The organism is Citrobacter sp. Ca225 (assembly GCF_030337175.1).
GTDB classification, from domain to species: Bacteria; Pseudomonadota; Gammaproteobacteria; order Enterobacterales; family Enterobacteriaceae; genus Citrobacter_A; species Citrobacter_A amalonaticus.
In genome coordinates, this window is the sequence record NZ_JAOWCD010000100.1 from 1 (window position 1) to 15,864 (window position 15,864).

Genomic DNA, 15,864 nt, shown 5'->3' on the forward strand with positions numbered 1-15,864 from the left:
TTAACCCCGGATGTCAGCTTCCGCCGCATTTATGAATATGCGGGCGGAGACTGGCAGGAAGACAACGGCGTCTGGCACCAGAACGTGTTTGCCTATTATCTCTCTATTGCCTGTAACCACTGTGAAGATCCGGCCTGTACCAAGGTCTGTCCGAGCGGGGCGATGCACAAACGGGAAGACGGCTTTGTGGTGGTGGATGAAGATGTCTGCATCGGCTGTCGTTATTGCCATATGGCCTGTCCGTACGGCGCGCCGCAGTACAACGCCGCCAAAGGCCACATGACCAAATGCGACGGCTGTCATGACCGGGTGGCGGAAGGCAAGAAACCGATCTGTGTCGAGTCTTGTCCGCTACGTGCGCTGGATTTCGGTCCTGTTGACGAACTGCGTCAGAAACACGGCGATCTGGCGGCGGTTGCTCCGCTGCCTGGCGCACACTTTACGAAGCCGAGTATTGTGATCAAACCGAATGCCAACAGCCGCCCGACCGGGGATACCACCGGTTATCTGGCGAATCCGAAGGAGGTGTAAGATGGGAAGTGGATGGCATGAATGGCCGCTGGTGCTGTTTACCGTACTCGGCCAGTGCGTCGTAGGCGCGCTGATTGTTAGTGGACTTGGCTGGTTGGCAATGAAAGACGATGCCGCCGCCCGGCAACGTCTGGTTCGCAGCATGTTTTTCCTCTGGCTGGTGATGGGGCTGGGATTCCTGGCGTCAATCATGCACCTGGGGTCGCCGATGCGGGCATTCAACTCCCTCAATCGCATTGGCGCATCCGGGTTGAGCAATGAAATTGCCGCTGGCTCCGTCTTTTTCGCCGTGGGTGGAATCTGGTGGCTGGTCGCCGTTCTGGGTAAAATGCCGCTCGCGCTGGGGAAATTCTGGCTGTTGGTCAGCATGGTACTGGGGATCGTCTTCGTCTGGGCGATGACCCGCGTTTACCTGATTGATACCGTGCCGACCTGGTATACTGGCTATACGACGCTGGCGTTCTTCTTGACGGCGTTGCTCAGCGGCCCGCTGTTCGCAGCATTGCTGCTGCGGGCGGCCCGCGTCACCTTTAATGGTACCCTGTTTGCCAGTATCAGCGTGCTGGCCTTGCTGGTCAGCGTGGCGGTCATCGTCCTGCAGGGAATGTCGCTGGCGACCATTCACAGTTCGGTTCAGCAGGCTTCCGCGCTGGTGCCGGATTACGCCTCTCTGCAGGTATGGCGCGTGGTGCTGGTCGCTGCCGGACTGGGCTGCTGGATCTGCCCGCTGGTACGCCGTAAAGAGCCGCATGTCGCCGGGTTGCTGTTGGGGCTGCTCCTCGTGCTTGGCGGCGAAATCATTGGCCGCGGCCTGTTTTATGGCCTGCATATGACCGTCGGTATGGCGGTGGCAGGTTAACAAATCCGTGCGGGGAAACCCGCACTTTTCAGGATGTTTCAGATGACTGATTTTACTCAACGTGATGATTTTGCGATGACGGCACGCGTGCTGGGGGCGCTGTTTTACTACGCCCCCGACAGCGCCGAAGCCGCGCCTCTGGTGTCTGCGTTAACCGCTGATGACTGACAGACACAATGGCCGCTGGCAGCGGAAACCCTGTCCCCGCTGGCAACGGACTTTACACGCGTCAGCGATGAGTCACTTCCCGAGGCATTCCAGCGCCTGTTTGTGGGACCCTACGCGTTACCGTCGCCGCCCTGGGGATCGGTCTGGCTAGATCGTGAAAATGTCCTGTTTGGCGAATCGACGCTGGCCCTGCGTCAGTGGATGCGCGACAACGGTATTCACGTCGAGACAGAGCAGAACGAACCCGAAGATCATTTCGGCTCGTTATTGCTGATGGCGGCATGGCTGGCGGAAAGTGGCCGACACAGCGAATGCGAACAACTGCTGGCGTGGCATCTGTTCCCCTGGTCATTCCGCTTTCTCGACGTGTTCATTGAGAACGCCGGACATCCTTTTTATCAGGCGCTTGGTGAACTGGCCCGCCATACTCTGGCACAGTGGCAGTCTCAGTTATTGATGCCGATCGCGGAAAAAACGCTGTTCCGCTAACGTTTATAAGGCAGGTTTTTCCTGCCTTTTCTGATACCTGCATTATTTGCAATTGTTACAGTGTCACTTTTTATCAGCGTTTTTAAGACAATTCTTTACATACCCTGCTTATCCTTTACGGCATAAGGCCAAATCGCGTTTGCCGATTAATCGTCTGCGTATCTAATTCACCTTCCCGCTGGAATCCTTCCCACCCTGTTGCTATAGCTCAAAACACCCTGCCAAACCATGGCATAACAACATGCGACGATTTTTCGCCGCCATAACGCATGCAAACAGGGAGACACACTGCAATGCACACATCCACGTTAACCCGCGTGCTGGGCTTTAGTATTGCCATCATTCTGCTACTGGCGCTGCTGGTATGGGGAATTGGCATCGATACCCTCAAATCGCGTCAGGTTGATTTGCTTTATCTCGGTCAACAGCACCTGATTTTAGTCCTTACCTCGATGTTTTTTGCCCTGCTGGTCGGTATTCCAAGCGGTATTTTGCTTAGTCGCCCCGCCGCCCGCGGTATTGCCGAATATGTCATGCAGATCTTCAATATTGGCAATACCTTGCCCCCGCTGGCCGTTCTCGCGCTGGCGATGGTGATTATCGGCATTGGTGACATGCCTGCCATCGTTGCGCTGTTTCTGGCGTCGTTGCTGCCGATTGTGCGTAACACCTGGGCAGGATTGAGTTCTGTACCGTCGTCGCTGATTGAAGCGGCAAACGGCATCGGTATGACGAAATGGCAACGGTTGCGTCAGGTAGAAATCCCCAACGCCTGGCCGGTAATACTTTCCGGGATCCGCATTGCCACGGCGATCAACGTCGGTACTGCCCCGCTGGCGTTTCTGATTGGCGCCAGCAGCTACGGCGAACTGATTTTCCCTGGCATCTATCTTAACGACTTCCCGACATTGATTCTGGGAGCCACCGCCACCGCGCTATTCGCCCTGATCCTCGACAGTCTGCTCGCCTGGCTTGGGCGCGTCCTGAGCCCACATACGGCCTGATGGCAATGATAAGAACAAGGAGCGCTAAATGAATCTCAAGAAAAAATGGCTGGGATGGTTCGCCGCCGCGCTGTTCATCAGCACCCAGGCTCAGGCGGCCCCGATTATTCTCGCCACCAAAAGTTTTACCGAGCAGCACATTCTCTCGGCAATGACCGTTCAGTATCTGCAAAAAAAGGGATTTCAGGTTCAGCCGCAGACCAATATCGCCACAGTGATTTCGCGTAATGCGATGATCAATAAACAGATTGATATGACATGGGAATACACCGGCACTTCACTGATTATTTTCAACCACATCAATAAGCGAATGAGCCCGCAGGAGTCATACGACACGGTAAAACGCCTTGATGCCAAACTGGGACTGGTATGGCTGAAACCGGCAGATATGAACAACACCTACGCCTTCGCCATGCAGCGCAAACGTGCCGAAGCGGAGAACATCAACACCATGTCGGAGATGGTGGCGAAAATTGAACACATTCGCCAGACCGATCCCGATAACAACTGGCTGCTGGGTCTCGACCTGGAATTTGCCGGACGTAGCGACGGAATGAAGCCGTTGCAACAGGCTTACCAGATGGATCTCGACCGGCCGCAAATCCGCCAGATGGACCCCGGACTGGTTTACAACGCCATTCGTGATGGCTTTGTTGACGCCGGTCTCATCTACACCACTGACGGCCGTGTGAAAGGGTTTGATCTCAAAGTACTGGAGGATGATAAGGGCTTCTTCCCAAGTTACGCTGTCACGCCGGTGGTGCGTAAAGAGACGCTGGAAGCCCATCCGGGACTTGCTGAGGCGCTCAATACCCTCTCGGCCCAGTTGAACAATGACGTGATCAGTTCGCTGAATGCGAAGGTCGATATCGATCACCAGTCACCTCAGCAGGTTGCTCGTGAATTCCTGCAACAAAAGAACCTGCTGTAAGGAGCGCATATGGATACGATTCACTACATGATGGATAACGCGGGTTATCTGGCGATGCTCACCTATCAGCATCTGTGGCTAGTGGCGCTGGCGGTTGGGTTGGCGATTGTGATTGGCGTGCCTCTGGGGATCCTGATTGTCCGCCACAAATGGCTGGCAACGCCGGTGTTAAGCGTCGCGACGCTGCTGCTGACAATTCCCTCTATCGCCCTGTTCGGGTTGATGATCCCCCTGTTTTCGCTGATCGGTCACGGAATTGGCGCACTGCCCGCCATCACCGCCGTGTTTCTTTACTCGCTGCTGCCTATCGTGCGTAACACCCATACCGCGCTGGACAACCTCCCGCCGGGCTTACGCGAAGCGGGTCGCGGTATCGGCATGACCTTCTGGCAGCGCCTGCGTTGGGTGGAGATCCCGATGGCATTACCGGTGATTTTCGGCGGTATCCGCACCGCCGTGGTCATGAATATCGGCGTTATGGCAATTGCCGCGGTGATCGGCGCAGGCGGCCTGGGATTACTGTTACTGAACGGCATCGGCGGCAGCGACATTCGCATGCTGATTGCCGGTGCATTGATGATTTGTTTTTTAGCGATTGTGCTCGACTGGCTGTTACACCGCCTGCAAGTCGTTCTGACACCTAAGGGGATACGATAATGATAAAACTGGAAAACCTCACCAAACAATTTTCACAGAAAAAGGGTCAGCCGCTGAAGGCCGTCGATAACGTTAATCTGAACGTGCCGGAGGGAGAAATGTGTGTTCTGCTGGGGCCGTCGGGCTGCGGTAAGACCACCACCCTGAAGATGATTAACCGTCTGATTACCCCGAGCAGTGGCAACATCCTGATAAACGGTGAAAATACCAATGAGATGGATACCGTGACCCTGCGCCGTAATATTGGCTATGTGATCCAGCAAATTGGCCTGTTTCCCAATATGACGATTGAAGAGAACATCACGGTCGTCCCCCGCATGCTGGGCTGGGACAAAGCCCGCTGTAAAAGCCGCGCCGAAGAATTAATGGAGATGGTGGCGATGGATGCCAAAAAGTTTCTGCATCGCTATCCGAAAGAAATGTCCGGCGGTCAGCAACAGCGTATTGGCGTGATTCGCGCCCTGGCGGCGGATCCGCCGGTCCTGCTGATGGACGAGCCGTTTGGCGCCGTCGACCCCATCAACCGCGAAGTGATCCAGAATCAGTTCCTTGAGATGCAACGTGCGCTGAAAAAAACCGTGATGCTGGTGAGTCATGATATCGATGAGGCGCTGAAACTTGGCGATCGCATTGCCGTGTTCCGTCAGGGACGGATTGTCCAGTGCGCCAGCCCCGATGAACTGCTGGCCAAACCGGCCAACGATTTTGTCGGTTCATTCGTCGGTCAGGACCGCACGCTTAAGCGTCTGCTGCTGGTTTCGGCGGGCGATGTGACCGATCAACAACCGACGCTGACTGCTCAGCCGTCCACGTCGCTGAAGGAAGCCTTTGGCATTATGGATGACAACGATATTCGCGCCATTACGGTGGTGGATGGCGAAGGAAAACCACTGGGCTTTGTGAAACGTCGCGAGGCGCGCCAGTCCAGCGGCACCTGCGCAGATATCCTTCATCCCTTCCGTATTACCGGTAAAGCCGAAGATAACCTGCGGATTGTGCTCTCCAAACTGTATGAAAGTAATACCAGTTGGATGCCGATCGTTGACGAGGAAGGACGCTACAACGGTGAGATCTCACAGGATTACATCGCCGATTATCTCAGTTCCGGACGTACCCGCCGGGCGTTGAACATTCACGAAGAGTGAGGGTTTGTGAAATGACCGGGGAGTATCGTTTGCTCCCCGGTTTATTGATGGCCTGGGTGTTTGCGTCTGTCCTGTCGGGGACGTTACGCCATGATTCTGTCGACCGACAGCACGCTACCCAGCATTGACAGGCGAATGTACTGTCCGAGTTCACGCTGCTCGGCACGCGGTAAATAAGGCAGTTCGCCAATCAGCGGTGCTGGCAGTTTTTTGCTCAGTACATCGATAATCTCTGCGTAATGTGCCAGACCCGGATTAATACGGTTAGCGACCCAACCGATCAGCGGTAAACCGTCATTGGCGATCGCCTGAGCCGTCAGCAGCGCATGGTTAATACAGCCTTCCTGAATACCGACCACCATCAACACCGGTAACTGCTCCTGCACCACCCATTCGGACAGTGGACGCAGATCGTTCATCAGGCTGCGCCAGCCACCCGTGCCTTCAACCACGACATGATCAACCTTTTCGCTCAGGCTAGCCAGCCCGTTAGAAAGCAAGGTGTAATTGATTGGGCCACTGTGGGCCACGCTACTTTCATCTTCGCTCAGGGCGATGGGGTTAACCGCCTCATAGGGTAATTCCAACGTCGACACGCTTTGCAGCACCAGCGCATCCCGGTTGCGCAACCCTTCGGGCGTCTCTTTGCTGCTTTTCGCAACCGGTTTATATCCTGCAACGCTTTTCCCCCCCGACGCTAACGCTTGTAGCAATGCGCGGGAAACAACCGTCTTCCCAACAGAAGTGTCTGTACCTGTAATAAAGAAACGCTTCAGCATCACCAACTCCACCGTTATGCTTCGAAAATATAAGCCAGGAAAATAATACAGTGGAGAAAGTCTAAGGTATGCCCGGTGGAATCAGCTTGAGTTAGCGCAATTTTTGGTAGAACAGTTAAAAAATGTTAACCCTGTAATAGACGAATCAACAAAGAACCATTATACATCGCGTCTTTTACCAGCGCGGCTCCCGCCATTGTCCCCTGATTAGAGAACTGTGTGCTCTCAACGACCATATTTTTGCTGTAGGCCGGTAGCGCCTGCTGGCGGATGCTGTCCGCAATCGCCGGAAACAACACGTCTGCAGCTTTACTGAGCGGCGATCCAATCAGTATTTTTTGCGGATTGAACAGATTGACCATAATGGCAAGGATACGGCCAACGTGGGTCCCCACGCCGCTGATAATGTCTTTTGCCAGCAAATCGCCCTGCAACGCCGCCTGACACAGCGAATCGACCGTCAACGGCTGGCCGTGAAGCGAAGAGCTCATGGATTGCGCCAGTCGCAGTTGCGCCAGCTCCAGCACACTTTCCACGCTGGCGATGGTTTCCAGACAGCCGTGGTTGCCGCAGTAGCAGCGTTTTCCGTAAGGATCGACCTGGGTGTGGCCAATCTCCACCAGGCTGCTGCTACCCGCATGCAGTAAATGACCGTCGGTAATCACCCCGGCGCCAACGTTATGATCGATGACCACCTGAATGACATCGCGCGCACCGCGGGACGCGCCAAACAGCGCCTCTGCCATCGTCCAGGCACTGATATCATGCTGAATGTAGACCGGCACGCCGGTGTGCTGCGCCAGCGTATCACCGAGCGGCATCTCTTTCACATCGGCATAAAACGGCATACGATGCACGATCCCATTCTCGGTATCGATAATGCCGGGTAAGGTAATGGCAATGGAAGTCAGACGTTCGAGCTTCTGCTGATGACGAATAAAAAACTGATCGACCAGCGTGACAATACGCGCCAGCAACGGCGTTTCATCGTTGAGCGGCAGTTCAAGACAGTCTTCTACGACCAGCTTGCTGCTGAGATCGCGCAGGGCGAGAAAGATTTCTCCACGACTGATGCGAAGGGACAGATAGTGCCAGGCTTCGGTTTCCACCACCAGCCCCACTGCCGGGCGTCCGCGACTCCCCGCTTCTTTAATTTCCAGTTCCTGGACCAGATGCGCTTCCAGCATTTCACGCACAATCTTCGTGATACTGGCGGGTGCCAGTTGCGCAAGACGCGAAAGATCAATACGCGATACCGGTCCCAGCTGATCAATCAGCCGATAAACGGCGCCCGCATTGGTCTGCTTTATTTGATCGATGTGCCCAGGCTGACTATCAGCAACCACCTCTGACTCCCTTTATTTTCGCGCTCCGAAATAATCTGTAGGCTATGGTGAAGCACTTCAATACACAACGTCAACTTTTTACTTAGCCGTGTGATTAACTGCACATTTTCAGCCGTTATTAAATGAATTTAAGCGTTCCTGACGGCCTGAATTAATTGCTGACGAAAGCGTAGCGCCGCCTGGCTTGGTTCATGATGCGCCGACCAGACCAGCCACATTTCCGAAACCGCATCGTCTTCCGCAATCGGTACCCAACACATCTCATTGAGCAGCACTTTTTTAAACGAGGCCGGAAGGATCGACACCCCTAATCCGGCAGCGACCAGCCCAATGATCGTCATCGCCTCACCGACCTCCTGGGTAATCACCGGCGTCAACTGGTAACGGCGCATCATGCCGAGAATATCGTCATAAAGACCCGTTCCGACGTGCGGGTCAAAGAAGACAAACGGCTCTTTCGCCAGTTCGGCCAGCGTCACCACCGGCTTTTGCGAAAGCGGGAAAACCCTGGGGATCATCGCCATCAGCGGTTCATGCAAAATCACCTCATGATGCAAGCTCTCTGGCAACGGGGTATTGCGCATCAGCCCCAGATCCAACGCCCCTTCGCTCAACGGCGCCAGCTGTTCGCGGGTGTTCATCTCGCGGGTCTGCAAATGCATATCCGGGTATTTCTGGCGGAACAGCGACAGGGTATCCGACACCGCGCGGATAAACGGTGCCGACGAGGTAAAACCGATGCGCAACTCTCCGGCTTCCCCCTGATGCAGACGCTCCGCACGGGCGGCGGCATCATTGACCAACCCGAGGATCTGCCGACTGTCGGCGAGAAATTGCTTGCCAGCGGCGGTCAGGGCGACGCTACGGTTAGTTCGCGCGAGCAGGCGCGCGCCGACCTGCTGCTCAAGCATCTGTATTTGCTGGCTCAGCGGTGGCTGCGAAATGTTCAGTCGGGTTGCGGCGCGCCCAAAATGCAGTTCTTCCGCCACGGCAACAAAGTAACGAAGGTGACGCAGTTCAATATTCATATTTTAAACGTATTATTTGAGACTATTAATATATTAGACAGAATAATGAGATTTTCCTACTCTACTCAACAAGGTTATGCCCGTCCCCTCAAAACACGGGTTTGTTGCGCAAGGATTTCCAGTGAGTCGTACTACTACTGTCAATGACGCGACGGCGAGCGATATTGACGACCAACGCATTTCTCAGCCGGTTCAGTTTATTCAACGCGGTACTTCTGCCTTTATGCGCGTCACGCTGGCGCTCTTTTCTGCCGGACTGGCGACTTTCGCCCTGCTGTACTGCGTCCAGCCTATTCTGCCGGTGTTGTCCCATGAGTTTGGCGTATCTCCCGCCAGCAGCAGTATTTCACTGTCGATCTCCACCGGAATGTTAGCCGTTGGCCTGCTGTTTACCGGTCCGCTTTCGGATGCCATCGGGCGCAAGCCGGTGATGGTGACCGCGTTGCTGCTCGCCTCCTGCTGTACGTTGCTCTCGACAATGATGACCAGCTGGCATGGCATTCTGGTGATGCGCGCGCTGATCGGCCTTTCACTCAGCGGCGTGGCGGCGGTCGGGATGACCTATCTGAGTGAGGAGATTCACCCCAGTTTTGTCGCATTTTCAATGGGGTTGTACATCAGCGGCAACTCGATTGGCGGGATGAGCGGACGTCTGATTAGCGGCGTGTTTACCGATTTCTTTAGCTGGCGTATTGCGCTGGCTGCTATTGGCTGCTTTGCGCTGGCATCAGCCCTGATGTTCTGGAAAATACTGCCAGAATCACGCCACTTCCGGCCCACGTCGCTGCGCCCCAAAACGCTGTTTATTAATTTCCGGATCCACTGGCGCGACCAGGGACTGCCGCTGCTGTTTGCCGAAGGCTTTCTGTTGATGGGGTCGTTCGTCACCCTGTTTAACTACATCGGCTATCGTCTGATGCTTTCACCGTGGGAACTCAGTCAGGCTGTGGTCGGTTTGCTTTCCGTCGCCTATCTGACCGGAACCTGGAGTTCACCGAAGGCCGGTTCGATGACGGTACGTTACGGGCGCGGTCCGGTGATGCTCTTTTCCACCGTCGTGATGCTGTTCGGTTTGTTAATGACGTTGTTCAGTTCGCTGTGGCTGATTTTCGCCGGAATGCTGCTCTTTTCAGCCGGATTCTTTGGCGCGCATTCGGTGGCCAGTAGCTGGATAGGGCCGCGTGCGCGTCGCGCCAAAGGCCAGGCCTCTTCGCTGTATCTGTTCAGCTATTATCTGGGGTCCAGTATCGCCGGTACGCTCGGCGGTGTGTTCTGGCATAACTATGGCTGGAACGGCGTTGGGGGATTTATCGCGATTATGCTGGTACTGGCTATTCTGGTCGGCACACGACTGCATCACCGTCTTCACGTCTAGTCTGAAAGAAAAGCCCGGGCTCACCGGGCTTCTCGCCTCTCAACCAACAGTGGTTACCACATTCCTAAGATTGATGAAAAGCCCATCAATTCTCTGACGGCATCCAGTGCCAGAAGAGCAAAGACAACCCAGTGGAGTGGATTCATTTTGCTGTGTGTGTTTATTGTTATTGAACGGGTACGATGTTCCCGTTGGCTACTATAAAAAAGGCTATCGATAAACATAACTACCCATTATGGTGGGGGAACTCAACCCGCCTGTTACGTCGAAGAGGTTACATGGACAACAAAAACTATCAACAACTTACCCGCACCTTCCTGCGTCTCTCTCGCTTCTCGCACCTCTCCGCCATCGCCAGTTGGGATATGTTCGCCATGATGCCACCCGGTGGCAGTGCGGCGCGGGGTGAAGCGCTGGCGGAACTGAGCGTTCTGGAACATCAAATCCTGACCGAACCGAAAGTGGCGCAATGGCTTGCCGCTGCCGCCCAGGAGGATCTCAATGATGTGGAACAGGCCAATCTGCGGGAAATGACGCGTCTGCATACCCAGGCCGCGTTGTTACCGGAGTCGTTGGTGGAGGACAAATCTCTCGCCGGCAGTCGCTGTGAGCACGCCTGGCGCAGTCAGCGTCCTGCCAACGACTGGCAGGGATTCTCTGCGAATTTAAAAGAAGTCGTGAAACTGAGCCGCGAAGAGGCCAGACTGCGCGCCGACGTGAAAGGTTGTTCTCCCTATGACGCGCTGCTGGACATTTACGAGCCGGACATGACCATCGCACAGCTGGACGGCCTGTTTGCCGATCTCAAATCGTGGCTGCCGGATCTGCTCAACCGCGTGGTTGCCCGCCAGTCGCCGCAGTCGCTGATTGCCCCTGTTGGCCCCTTCCCGACTGCCGTTCAGCGCGAACTGGGACTGGAGACAATGTCTGTACTCGGTTTCGATTTTAATGCCGGTCGCCTCGACATCAGCGCACATCCCTTCTGCGGCGGCGTGCCGGAAGATGTGCGCATCACGACGCGCTATGACGAAAACGAATTACTCAGCGCCCTGTTTGGCGTGATCCACGAAACCGGCCACGCCCGCTATGAGCAAAACCTGCCGCGTAACTGGCTGGGTCAGCCCGTCGCCCTTGCCCGCTCCACCGCGATCCACGAATCCCAGAGTCTGTTTTTTGAAATGCAGGTAGGACGCAGCAATGCATTTTTAAGGCGGCTGCTACCTGCCGTGAAGCGTCATTTTGGCGATCAGGCTGCCTTTGAAGAGCAAAATTTCATTGCCTGGAACCAGCGAGTGAAACCCGGTTTTATCCGCGTGGATGCGGATGAAGTCAGCTACCCGGCGCACGTCATCCTGCGCTATGAGATTGAGCGCGCATTGATCAATGGCGATATTGAGGTGGACGACATTCCGGCGCTGTGGGACGAAAAAATGCAGACCTGGCTGGGCCTGTCAACAAAAGGGAACTATCGCGACGGCTGCATGCAGGACATTCACTGGACGGACGGCGGGTTTGGTTACTTCCCTTCTTACACGCTGGGCGCGATGTATGCCGCACAGTTGTTCAGCGCCGCGAATCGCGCATTGCCGGATCTCAGTCAGCAGATTGCAGGCGGCGATTTCAGCGCCTTGTTTGACTGGCTGCAACAGAACATCTGGCAGCACGGCAGTCGCTTTACCACGGCGCAGTTGATTACTCAGGCTACCGGAGAAGCATTGAGCAGCCGTCATTTCCGCGCCCATCTTGAATCTCGCTATCTGTAAATCCCCTCGCCGGGCCGCTGCGCCCGGCGTTGTACATATCGTTACACGCCGAAACCAATGACTCACGGAAGCGCACAGCATCCAGCGATATAGTGATTTCAACGGCCCCGCAGTGGGGTTGAATGAAAAACCAAATCGAGGGTATGAGAATGAAAAAAGTATTAGCTCTGGTTGTTGCCGCTGCTATGGGTCTGTCTTCTGCGGCGTTTGCGGCTGACACTACATCAACTGCACCGGCTGCAGCGCCTGCTGCAAAAGCGGCGCCGGCCAAAACCACACATCATAAAAAACATCACAAAGCGACTACCGAGAAAGCGCCAGAACAAAAAGCGCAGGCCGCGAAAAAACACGTGAAAAAAGCCAAAGCCACGACTGAGCAAAAGGCCCCTGAACAGAAAGCTCAAGCCGCTAAAAAGCACACCAAAAAACACAGCCAGAAACCGGCCGCTAAACCTGCCGCTCAACCGGCTGCTTAAATCCTGACTGTGTAAACTGGCGCGAACCCTTGCGCCATTCTTCAACGGCGCTGAACGCTTTCCCGGTTTAGCGCCGTCCTTTTCGGAGGGTAACATGGTGCGCCGTTATCGCTTTGAGTTCATCCTTATCACGCTTATTTTATGTGCGCTCATAGCCGCCCGCTTTTATCTTTCCTGATCGTAGTACTCTGATTTTTCTCTCACTTTTACGCCGTTACGTCTATAGTAATTACTGAGGGTTCTCTTTTAATAATCATAATTACCCACACAGAGTGTGATATGCGTAAAACCGTTACTGTATTACTGGGTTCGTTGTGCTTTTCATCGGGTATTGCGCATGCGGATAAGCCTGACGCGGATACCGGGACCAGTGAAATCAAAACGTTATTTTTTGGTCAGGACGATCGCGCGCCGGTAAGCGATCCGACTCTATCGCCGTGGGATGCCATCGGACAACTGGAAACCGCCAGCGGTAACCTCTGCACCGCAACGCTCATCTCCCCACATCTGGCGCTCACTGCCGGACATTGCTTGTTAACGCCGCCAAAAGGGAAACCGGATAAAGCCGTCGTCCTGCGTTTTGTCTCGAAAAAAGGTCTCTGGCGTTATGAAATTCACGGTATTGAAGGCCGGGTGGATCCCGGTCTGGGAAAACGTCTGAAGCCCGATGGCGACGGCTGGATTGTGCCACCGGCAGCCGCGTCTTGGGACTTTGGCCTGATCGTTCTGCGCTATCCCCCTTCCGGCATCACGCCGTTACCGTTGTTTGAGGGCGATAAAGCGGCACTAACCGCCGCACTCAAAGAGGCCGGACGCAAGGTCACGCAGTCGGGGTATCCGGAAGATCATCTGGATACACTCTATTCTCATCAGGATTGTATCGTCACCGGCTGGGCGCAAAGTTCGGTGTTATCTCACCAGTGCGACACGCTGCCGGGCGACAGCGGTTCACCGCTGATGCTGAAAACCGAGGCGGGCTGGCAGTTAATCGGCGTTCAGAGTTCCGCCCCGGCGGCGAAAGATCGCTGGCGCGCAGATAACCGGGCGATCTCGGTGACGGGATTTCGGGAAAAACTGGATGCGCTGGCCGGGGAACAATAAGGCGCATTGTACTGCCCGCGAATCGCGGGCAGCGATACATCAGGCCAGTTTAATCATCACCATGCCAGCCAGCAGCAACACAACGCCGATCCAGCCTTTATGATTCAGACGTTGCCCGAACAGTATCCATCCGGCAGCCAGCGTCGCGGCGATACCAAATCCCCCCCACAGCGCGTAGGCAACGGACAGGTCAATGCCCTTTACCGCCTGTGAAAGCGCACTGAAGGCGGCGAGTACCGCGACCAGCGAGAGAATACCGTACAATTTCCGACGAAAGCCGTCAGAGAATTTTAAAAAGACGTTGGCGATAATTTCCAGCACGATCGCCATCCCTAACCAGGCGGCGTGAACCCATTCAAACTGTTGCATGGGTCACCTCTTTCGTTGACTGACGCACCTTGCGGGTACCGGATTTGATCAACACGATCCCCACTACCAGCGTTGCCAGACCGGCAATTTTCATGACCGACAGCGGCTCATCAAATAACAACACGCTAAACAGCGTAATAAATAAAATACCGATCCCTTCCCACAATGCGTAAGCCACACCGAGGGCGATTTTTTTAACGGCAAAAGAGAGGAAAATATACGAGGCGGCGATCATCACCAGCATTAAAATAAACCCGCTGTTGTCATCGCTTACGCTTGCCCATTTCATCGACAATGTGCCGGTAATTTCAGCGGCAATCGCCAGACCTAATAAAATCCAGTAAAACATGGTGCTTCTCCTGCTTGAGAATATAATCCTGTGGGCTTGCACAACGCTGCAAACCAGAAAATAAAATCAGTTAGCCAGACGCGTAGCGTCAGCTCGAACAGAAGAAGGGACTAAAGCGCGTTGCGCCAGTGCTGCTCACCTGCAAGCAGGAAAGAGGAGGAAGTGCGAAGAAGAATTTGTGTAGAAAAAAACGTCCTGAACATATTGTCCATAATATTACAATTATCCGCAGTGTTGCTTCTCGTCATCGCGGATGATAATTGTCCTCGGTAGTTGAACACGCCTGATTTGTATCATAGGCCAGGAATTAACTCAAAACCTTTTCACTTCTTTACCCGAATCGTTTGATTTTTCACAGGACGATTCGACCACAATCACATTATTATACGCGGCAAGCAGAAAAATACAGGACGCTCCATGGCAAAACCAATCATCACGCTGAACGGTCTTAAGATCGTCATTATGCTGGGAATGCTGGTGATCATTCTTACCGGTATCCGCTTTGCGGCGGATATTATTGTGCCATTTATTCTGGCGTTATTTATTGCCGTCGTCCTCAGCCCGCTGGTACAGCGGATGGTGAAACTGCGCGTTCCGCGCGTGCTGGCGATATCCTTGCTGGTGATCATCATCGTCATGGCGATGGTGTTACTGCTGGCTTACCTCGGAACGTCCCTCAACGAACTGGCGCGCACCCTGCCCCAGTATCGTTCCTCACTGGTCATTCCGCTGAAAAACCTCGAGCCCTGGCTGGTCCGCTTAGGCATCGGCGTCTCCGTGGATGAGATGGTGAAGTATATTGACCCCAACGCGGCGATGACCCTGATCACCAATTTGCTGGCGCAATTAACCAATGCCATGTCATCGATATTTTTACTCCTGCTGACAGTGGTCTTTATGCTGCTGGAAGTGCCGCAACTCCCCACTAAATTCCAGCAGATTATGGTCCGTCCGGTCGAGGGGATGGCCGCCATTCAGCGCGCCATTGATAGCGTATCGCACTATCTGGTGCTGAAAACGGCAATCAGTCTGGTCACCGGGCTGGTGGTCTGGGGCATGCTGTCGGCACTGGACGTTCGATTCGCCTTTATCTGGGGGCTGTTGGCCTTTGCACTCAACTACATCCCAAACATTGGTTCAGTGCTGGCGGCGATCCCGCCCATCATTCAGGTGTTGGCGTTTGGCGGCCTGTACGATGCGCTGGTGGTGCTGGCGGGCTATCTGATCATCAACCTGGTGTTCGGCAATATCCTTGAACCACGCATCATGGGACGCGGTCTGGGGCTCTCTACGCTGGTGGTGTTTCTGTCGTTGATCTTCTGGGGTTGGCTGCTGGGTCCGGTGGGGATGCTGCTTTCGGTACCGCTGACCATTATCGTCAAGATTGCGCTGGAACAATCCGTTGGTGGGCAAAGTATTGCCATTCTGTTAGGCGATGCAAATAAAAAGTGACCGACGTAAAAACGGCCTCCGCAGAGGCCGTTTCAACAGAAC

The 15,864-nt window shown here is 54.5% G+C and carries 19 protein-coding genes and 2 pseudogenes; 14 read left to right on the forward strand and 7 right to left on the reverse strand.

Annotation, left to right across the window (positions count from 1 at the left end):
• The 8 genes and pseudogenes from OGW13_RS20655 to OGW13_RS20690 all read left to right on the forward strand — a co-directional run.
• Positions 1-531, forward strand: a 531-nt coding sequence (locus OGW13_RS20655) for a DMSO/selenate family reductase complex B subunit (RefSeq protein ID WP_150547221.1), incomplete at its 5' end; no start/stop codon positions are given.
• A 1-nt stretch (position 532) separates the two neighbouring features.
• Positions 533-1,390, forward strand: a complete 858-nt coding sequence (locus tag OGW13_RS20660) for a dimethyl sulfoxide reductase anchor subunit family protein (RefSeq protein WP_287116430.1) — start codon at positions 533-535, stop codon at positions 1,388-1,390.
• Positions 1,391-1,432: 42 nt separating this feature from the next.
• Positions 1,433-2,047, forward strand: a pseudogene (gene dmsD / locus OGW13_RS20665) (Tat proofreading chaperone DmsD).
• A 293-nt stretch (positions 2,048-2,340) separates the two neighbouring features.
• Complete coding sequence (gene osmY, locus OGW13_RS20670; protein ID WP_043000752.1) at positions 2,341-3,051, forward strand: osmoprotectant ABC transporter permease OsmY; 711 nt, start codon at positions 2,341-2,343, stop codon at positions 3,049-3,051.
• Between the two features lie 28 nt (positions 3,052-3,079).
• Positions 3,080-3,982 (forward strand): osmoprotectant ABC transporter substrate-binding protein OsmX, encoded by a 903-nt coding sequence (gene osmX, locus OGW13_RS20675; RefSeq protein ID WP_058588038.1) that lies wholly within the window; start codon positions 3,080-3,082, stop codon positions 3,980-3,982.
• Between the two features lie 9 nt (positions 3,983-3,991).
• Positions 3,992-4,639, forward strand: coding sequence for an osmoprotectant ABC transporter permease OsmW (osmW, locus tag OGW13_RS20680; protein WP_043000754.1), 648 nt, complete (start codon positions 3,992-3,994; stop codon positions 4,637-4,639).
• Positions 4,639-5,784 (forward strand): osmoprotectant ABC transporter ATP-binding protein OsmV, encoded by a 1,146-nt coding sequence (gene osmV, locus OGW13_RS20685; RefSeq protein ID WP_200040808.1) that lies wholly within the window; start codon positions 4,639-4,641, stop codon positions 5,782-5,784. Before osmW ends, osmV begins: the two co-directional genes overlap by 1 nt.
• 2 nt (positions 5,785-5,786) lie before the next feature.
• Positions 5,787-5,912 (forward strand): annotated as a pseudogene (locus tag OGW13_RS20690) (hypothetical protein); the annotation flags it as partial.
• Here OGW13_RS20690 and bioD read toward each other — a convergent pair.
• From bioD to ynfL, 3 genes are all read right to left on the reverse strand, one after another.
• Positions 5,868-6,563: a dethiobiotin synthase gene (bioD, locus tag OGW13_RS20695; protein WP_043000756.1), complete on the reverse strand. Its 696-nt coding sequence runs from the start codon at positions 6,561-6,563 to the stop codon at positions 5,868-5,870. The pseudogene OGW13_RS20690 and the gene bioD sit on opposite strands and share 45 nt — an antisense overlap.
• Before the next feature lie 125 nt (positions 6,564-6,688).
• Positions 6,689-7,909 carry a sugar metabolism global transcriptional regulator Mlc gene (mlc, locus tag OGW13_RS20700; RefSeq protein ID WP_043000757.1) on the reverse strand — a complete coding sequence of 407 codons (1,221 nt, stop codon included), beginning with the start codon at positions 7,907-7,909 and terminating at the stop codon, positions 6,689-6,691.
• Positions 7,910-8,037: 128 nt separating this feature from the next.
• Positions 8,038-8,937 (reverse strand): multidrug efflux transcriptional activator YnfL/SxtR(Kp), encoded by a 900-nt coding sequence (gene ynfL, locus OGW13_RS20705; protein ID WP_287116431.1) that lies wholly within the window; start codon positions 8,935-8,937, stop codon positions 8,038-8,040.
• 121 nt (positions 8,938-9,058) lie between these two features.
• On the opposite strand from ynfL, the gene ynfM reads away from it, so the two are divergent.
• Complete coding sequence (gene ynfM, locus OGW13_RS20710; protein WP_043000759.1) at positions 9,059-10,312, forward strand: multidrug efflux MFS transporter YnfM/SxtP(Kp); 1,254 nt, start codon at positions 9,059-9,061, stop codon at positions 10,310-10,312.
• 53 nt (positions 10,313-10,365) lie between these two features.
• On the opposite strand, the gene OGW13_RS25775 is transcribed toward ynfM, so the two are convergent.
• Positions 10,366-10,536 (reverse strand): KPN_01571 family protein, encoded by a 171-nt coding sequence (locus OGW13_RS25775; RefSeq protein WP_216081517.1) that lies wholly within the window; start codon positions 10,534-10,536, stop codon positions 10,366-10,368.
• A 54-nt stretch (positions 10,537-10,590) separates the two neighbouring features.
• On the opposite strand from OGW13_RS25775, the gene OGW13_RS20715 reads away from it, so the two are divergent.
• From OGW13_RS20715 to OGW13_RS20730, 4 genes are all read left to right on the forward strand, one after another.
• The gene (locus OGW13_RS20715; protein ID WP_044254608.1) at positions 10,591-12,075 is read left to right on the forward strand and encodes a carboxypeptidase M32; all 1,485 of its coding nucleotides are present in this window, start codon (positions 10,591-10,593) and stop codon (positions 12,073-12,075) included.
• Between the two features lie 149 nt (positions 12,076-12,224).
• Entirely contained in the window at positions 12,225-12,551 is a 327-nt protein-coding gene (gene asr / locus OGW13_RS20720; RefSeq protein ID WP_043000761.1) for an acid resistance repetitive basic protein Asr, read from the forward strand.
• A 94-nt stretch (positions 12,552-12,645) separates the two neighbouring features.
• Complete coding sequence (ydgU, locus tag OGW13_RS20725; RefSeq protein ID WP_099434124.1) at positions 12,646-12,729, forward strand: small membrane protein YdgU; 84 nt, start codon at positions 12,646-12,648, stop codon at positions 12,727-12,729.
• Positions 12,730-12,830: 101 nt separating this feature from the next.
• On the forward strand, positions 12,831-13,652 hold the full coding sequence (locus tag OGW13_RS20730; protein WP_287116432.1) for a trypsin-like serine peptidase: 822 nt from the start codon (positions 12,831-12,833) through the stop codon (positions 13,650-13,652).
• Positions 13,653-13,691: 39 nt separating this feature from the next.
• On the opposite strand, the gene mdtI is transcribed toward OGW13_RS20730, so the two are convergent.
• From mdtI to OGW13_RS25900, 3 genes are all read right to left on the reverse strand, one after another.
• Entirely contained in the window at positions 13,692-14,021 is a 330-nt protein-coding gene (gene mdtI, locus OGW13_RS20735) for a multidrug/spermidine efflux SMR transporter subunit MdtI (protein ID WP_043000763.1), read from the reverse strand.
• The gene (gene mdtJ, locus OGW13_RS20740; RefSeq protein WP_287116433.1) at positions 14,008-14,370 is read right to left on the reverse strand and encodes a multidrug/spermidine efflux SMR transporter subunit MdtJ; all 363 of its coding nucleotides are present in this window, start codon (positions 14,368-14,370) and stop codon (positions 14,008-14,010) included. Before mdtJ ends, mdtI begins: the two co-directional genes overlap by 14 nt.
• 110 nt (positions 14,371-14,480) lie before the next feature.
• Positions 14,481-14,651 carry a protein YdgV gene (locus OGW13_RS25900; RefSeq protein WP_080343303.1) on the reverse strand — a complete coding sequence of 57 codons (171 nt, stop codon included), beginning with the start codon at positions 14,649-14,651 and terminating at the stop codon, positions 14,481-14,483.
• 136 nt (positions 14,652-14,787) lie between these two features.
• On the opposite strand from OGW13_RS25900, the gene OGW13_RS20745 reads away from it, so the two are divergent.
• On the forward strand, positions 14,788-15,822 hold the full coding sequence (locus tag OGW13_RS20745; protein ID WP_043000765.1) for an AI-2E family transporter: 1,035 nt from the start codon (positions 14,788-14,790) through the stop codon (positions 15,820-15,822).
• The last annotated feature ends 42 nt before the right edge of the window (positions 15,823-15,864 follow it).

Bases quoted from the DNA above. Each gene is read 5' to 3' on its own strand.
- osmY (WP_043000752.1), top strand. From the start codon at position 2,341: ATGCACACATCCACGTTAACCCGCGTGCTGGGCTTTAGTATTGCCATC.
- osmW (WP_043000754.1), top strand. From the start codon at position 3,992: ATGGATACGATTCACTACATGATGGATAACGCGGGTTATCTGGCGATG.
- osmV (WP_200040808.1), top strand. From the start codon at position 4,639: ATGATAAAACTGGAAAACCTCACCAAACAATTTTCACAGAAAAAGGGT.
- OGW13_RS20660 (WP_287116430.1), top strand. From the start codon at position 533: ATGGGAAGTGGATGGCATGAATGGCCGCTGGTGCTGTTTACCGTACTC.
- ydgU (WP_099434124.1), top strand. From the start codon at position 12,646: ATGGTGCGCCGTTATCGCTTTGAGTTCATCCTTATCACGCTTATTTTA.
- OGW13_RS20745 (WP_043000765.1), top strand. From the start codon at position 14,788: ATGGCAAAACCAATCATCACGCTGAACGGTCTTAAGATCGTCATTATG.
- osmX (WP_058588038.1), top strand. From the start codon at position 3,080: ATGAATCTCAAGAAAAAATGGCTGGGATGGTTCGCCGCCGCGCTGTTC.
- bioD (WP_043000756.1), bottom strand. From the start codon at position 6,563: ATGCTGAAGCGTTTCTTTATTACAGGTACAGACACTTCTGTTGGGAAG.
- asr (WP_043000761.1), top strand. From the start codon at position 12,225: ATGAAAAAAGTATTAGCTCTGGTTGTTGCCGCTGCTATGGGTCTGTCT.
- OGW13_RS25775 (WP_216081517.1), bottom strand. From the start codon at position 10,536: ATGTTTATCGATAGCCTTTTTTATAGTAGCCAACGGGAACATCGTACC.
- mdtJ (WP_287116433.1), bottom strand. From the start codon at position 14,370: ATGTTTTACTGGATTTTATTAGGTCTGGCGATTGCCGCTGAAATTACC.
- OGW13_RS20715 (WP_044254608.1), top strand. From the start codon at position 10,591: ATGGACAACAAAAACTATCAACAACTTACCCGCACCTTCCTGCGTCTC.
- ynfL (WP_287116431.1), bottom strand. From the start codon at position 8,937: ATGAATATTGAACTGCGTCACCTTCGTTACTTTGTTGCCGTGGCGGAA.
- mdtI (WP_043000763.1), bottom strand. From the start codon at position 14,021: ATGCAACAGTTTGAATGGGTTCACGCCGCCTGGTTAGGGATGGCGATC.
- OGW13_RS20730 (WP_287116432.1), top strand. From the start codon at position 12,831: ATGCGTAAAACCGTTACTGTATTACTGGGTTCGTTGTGCTTTTCATCG.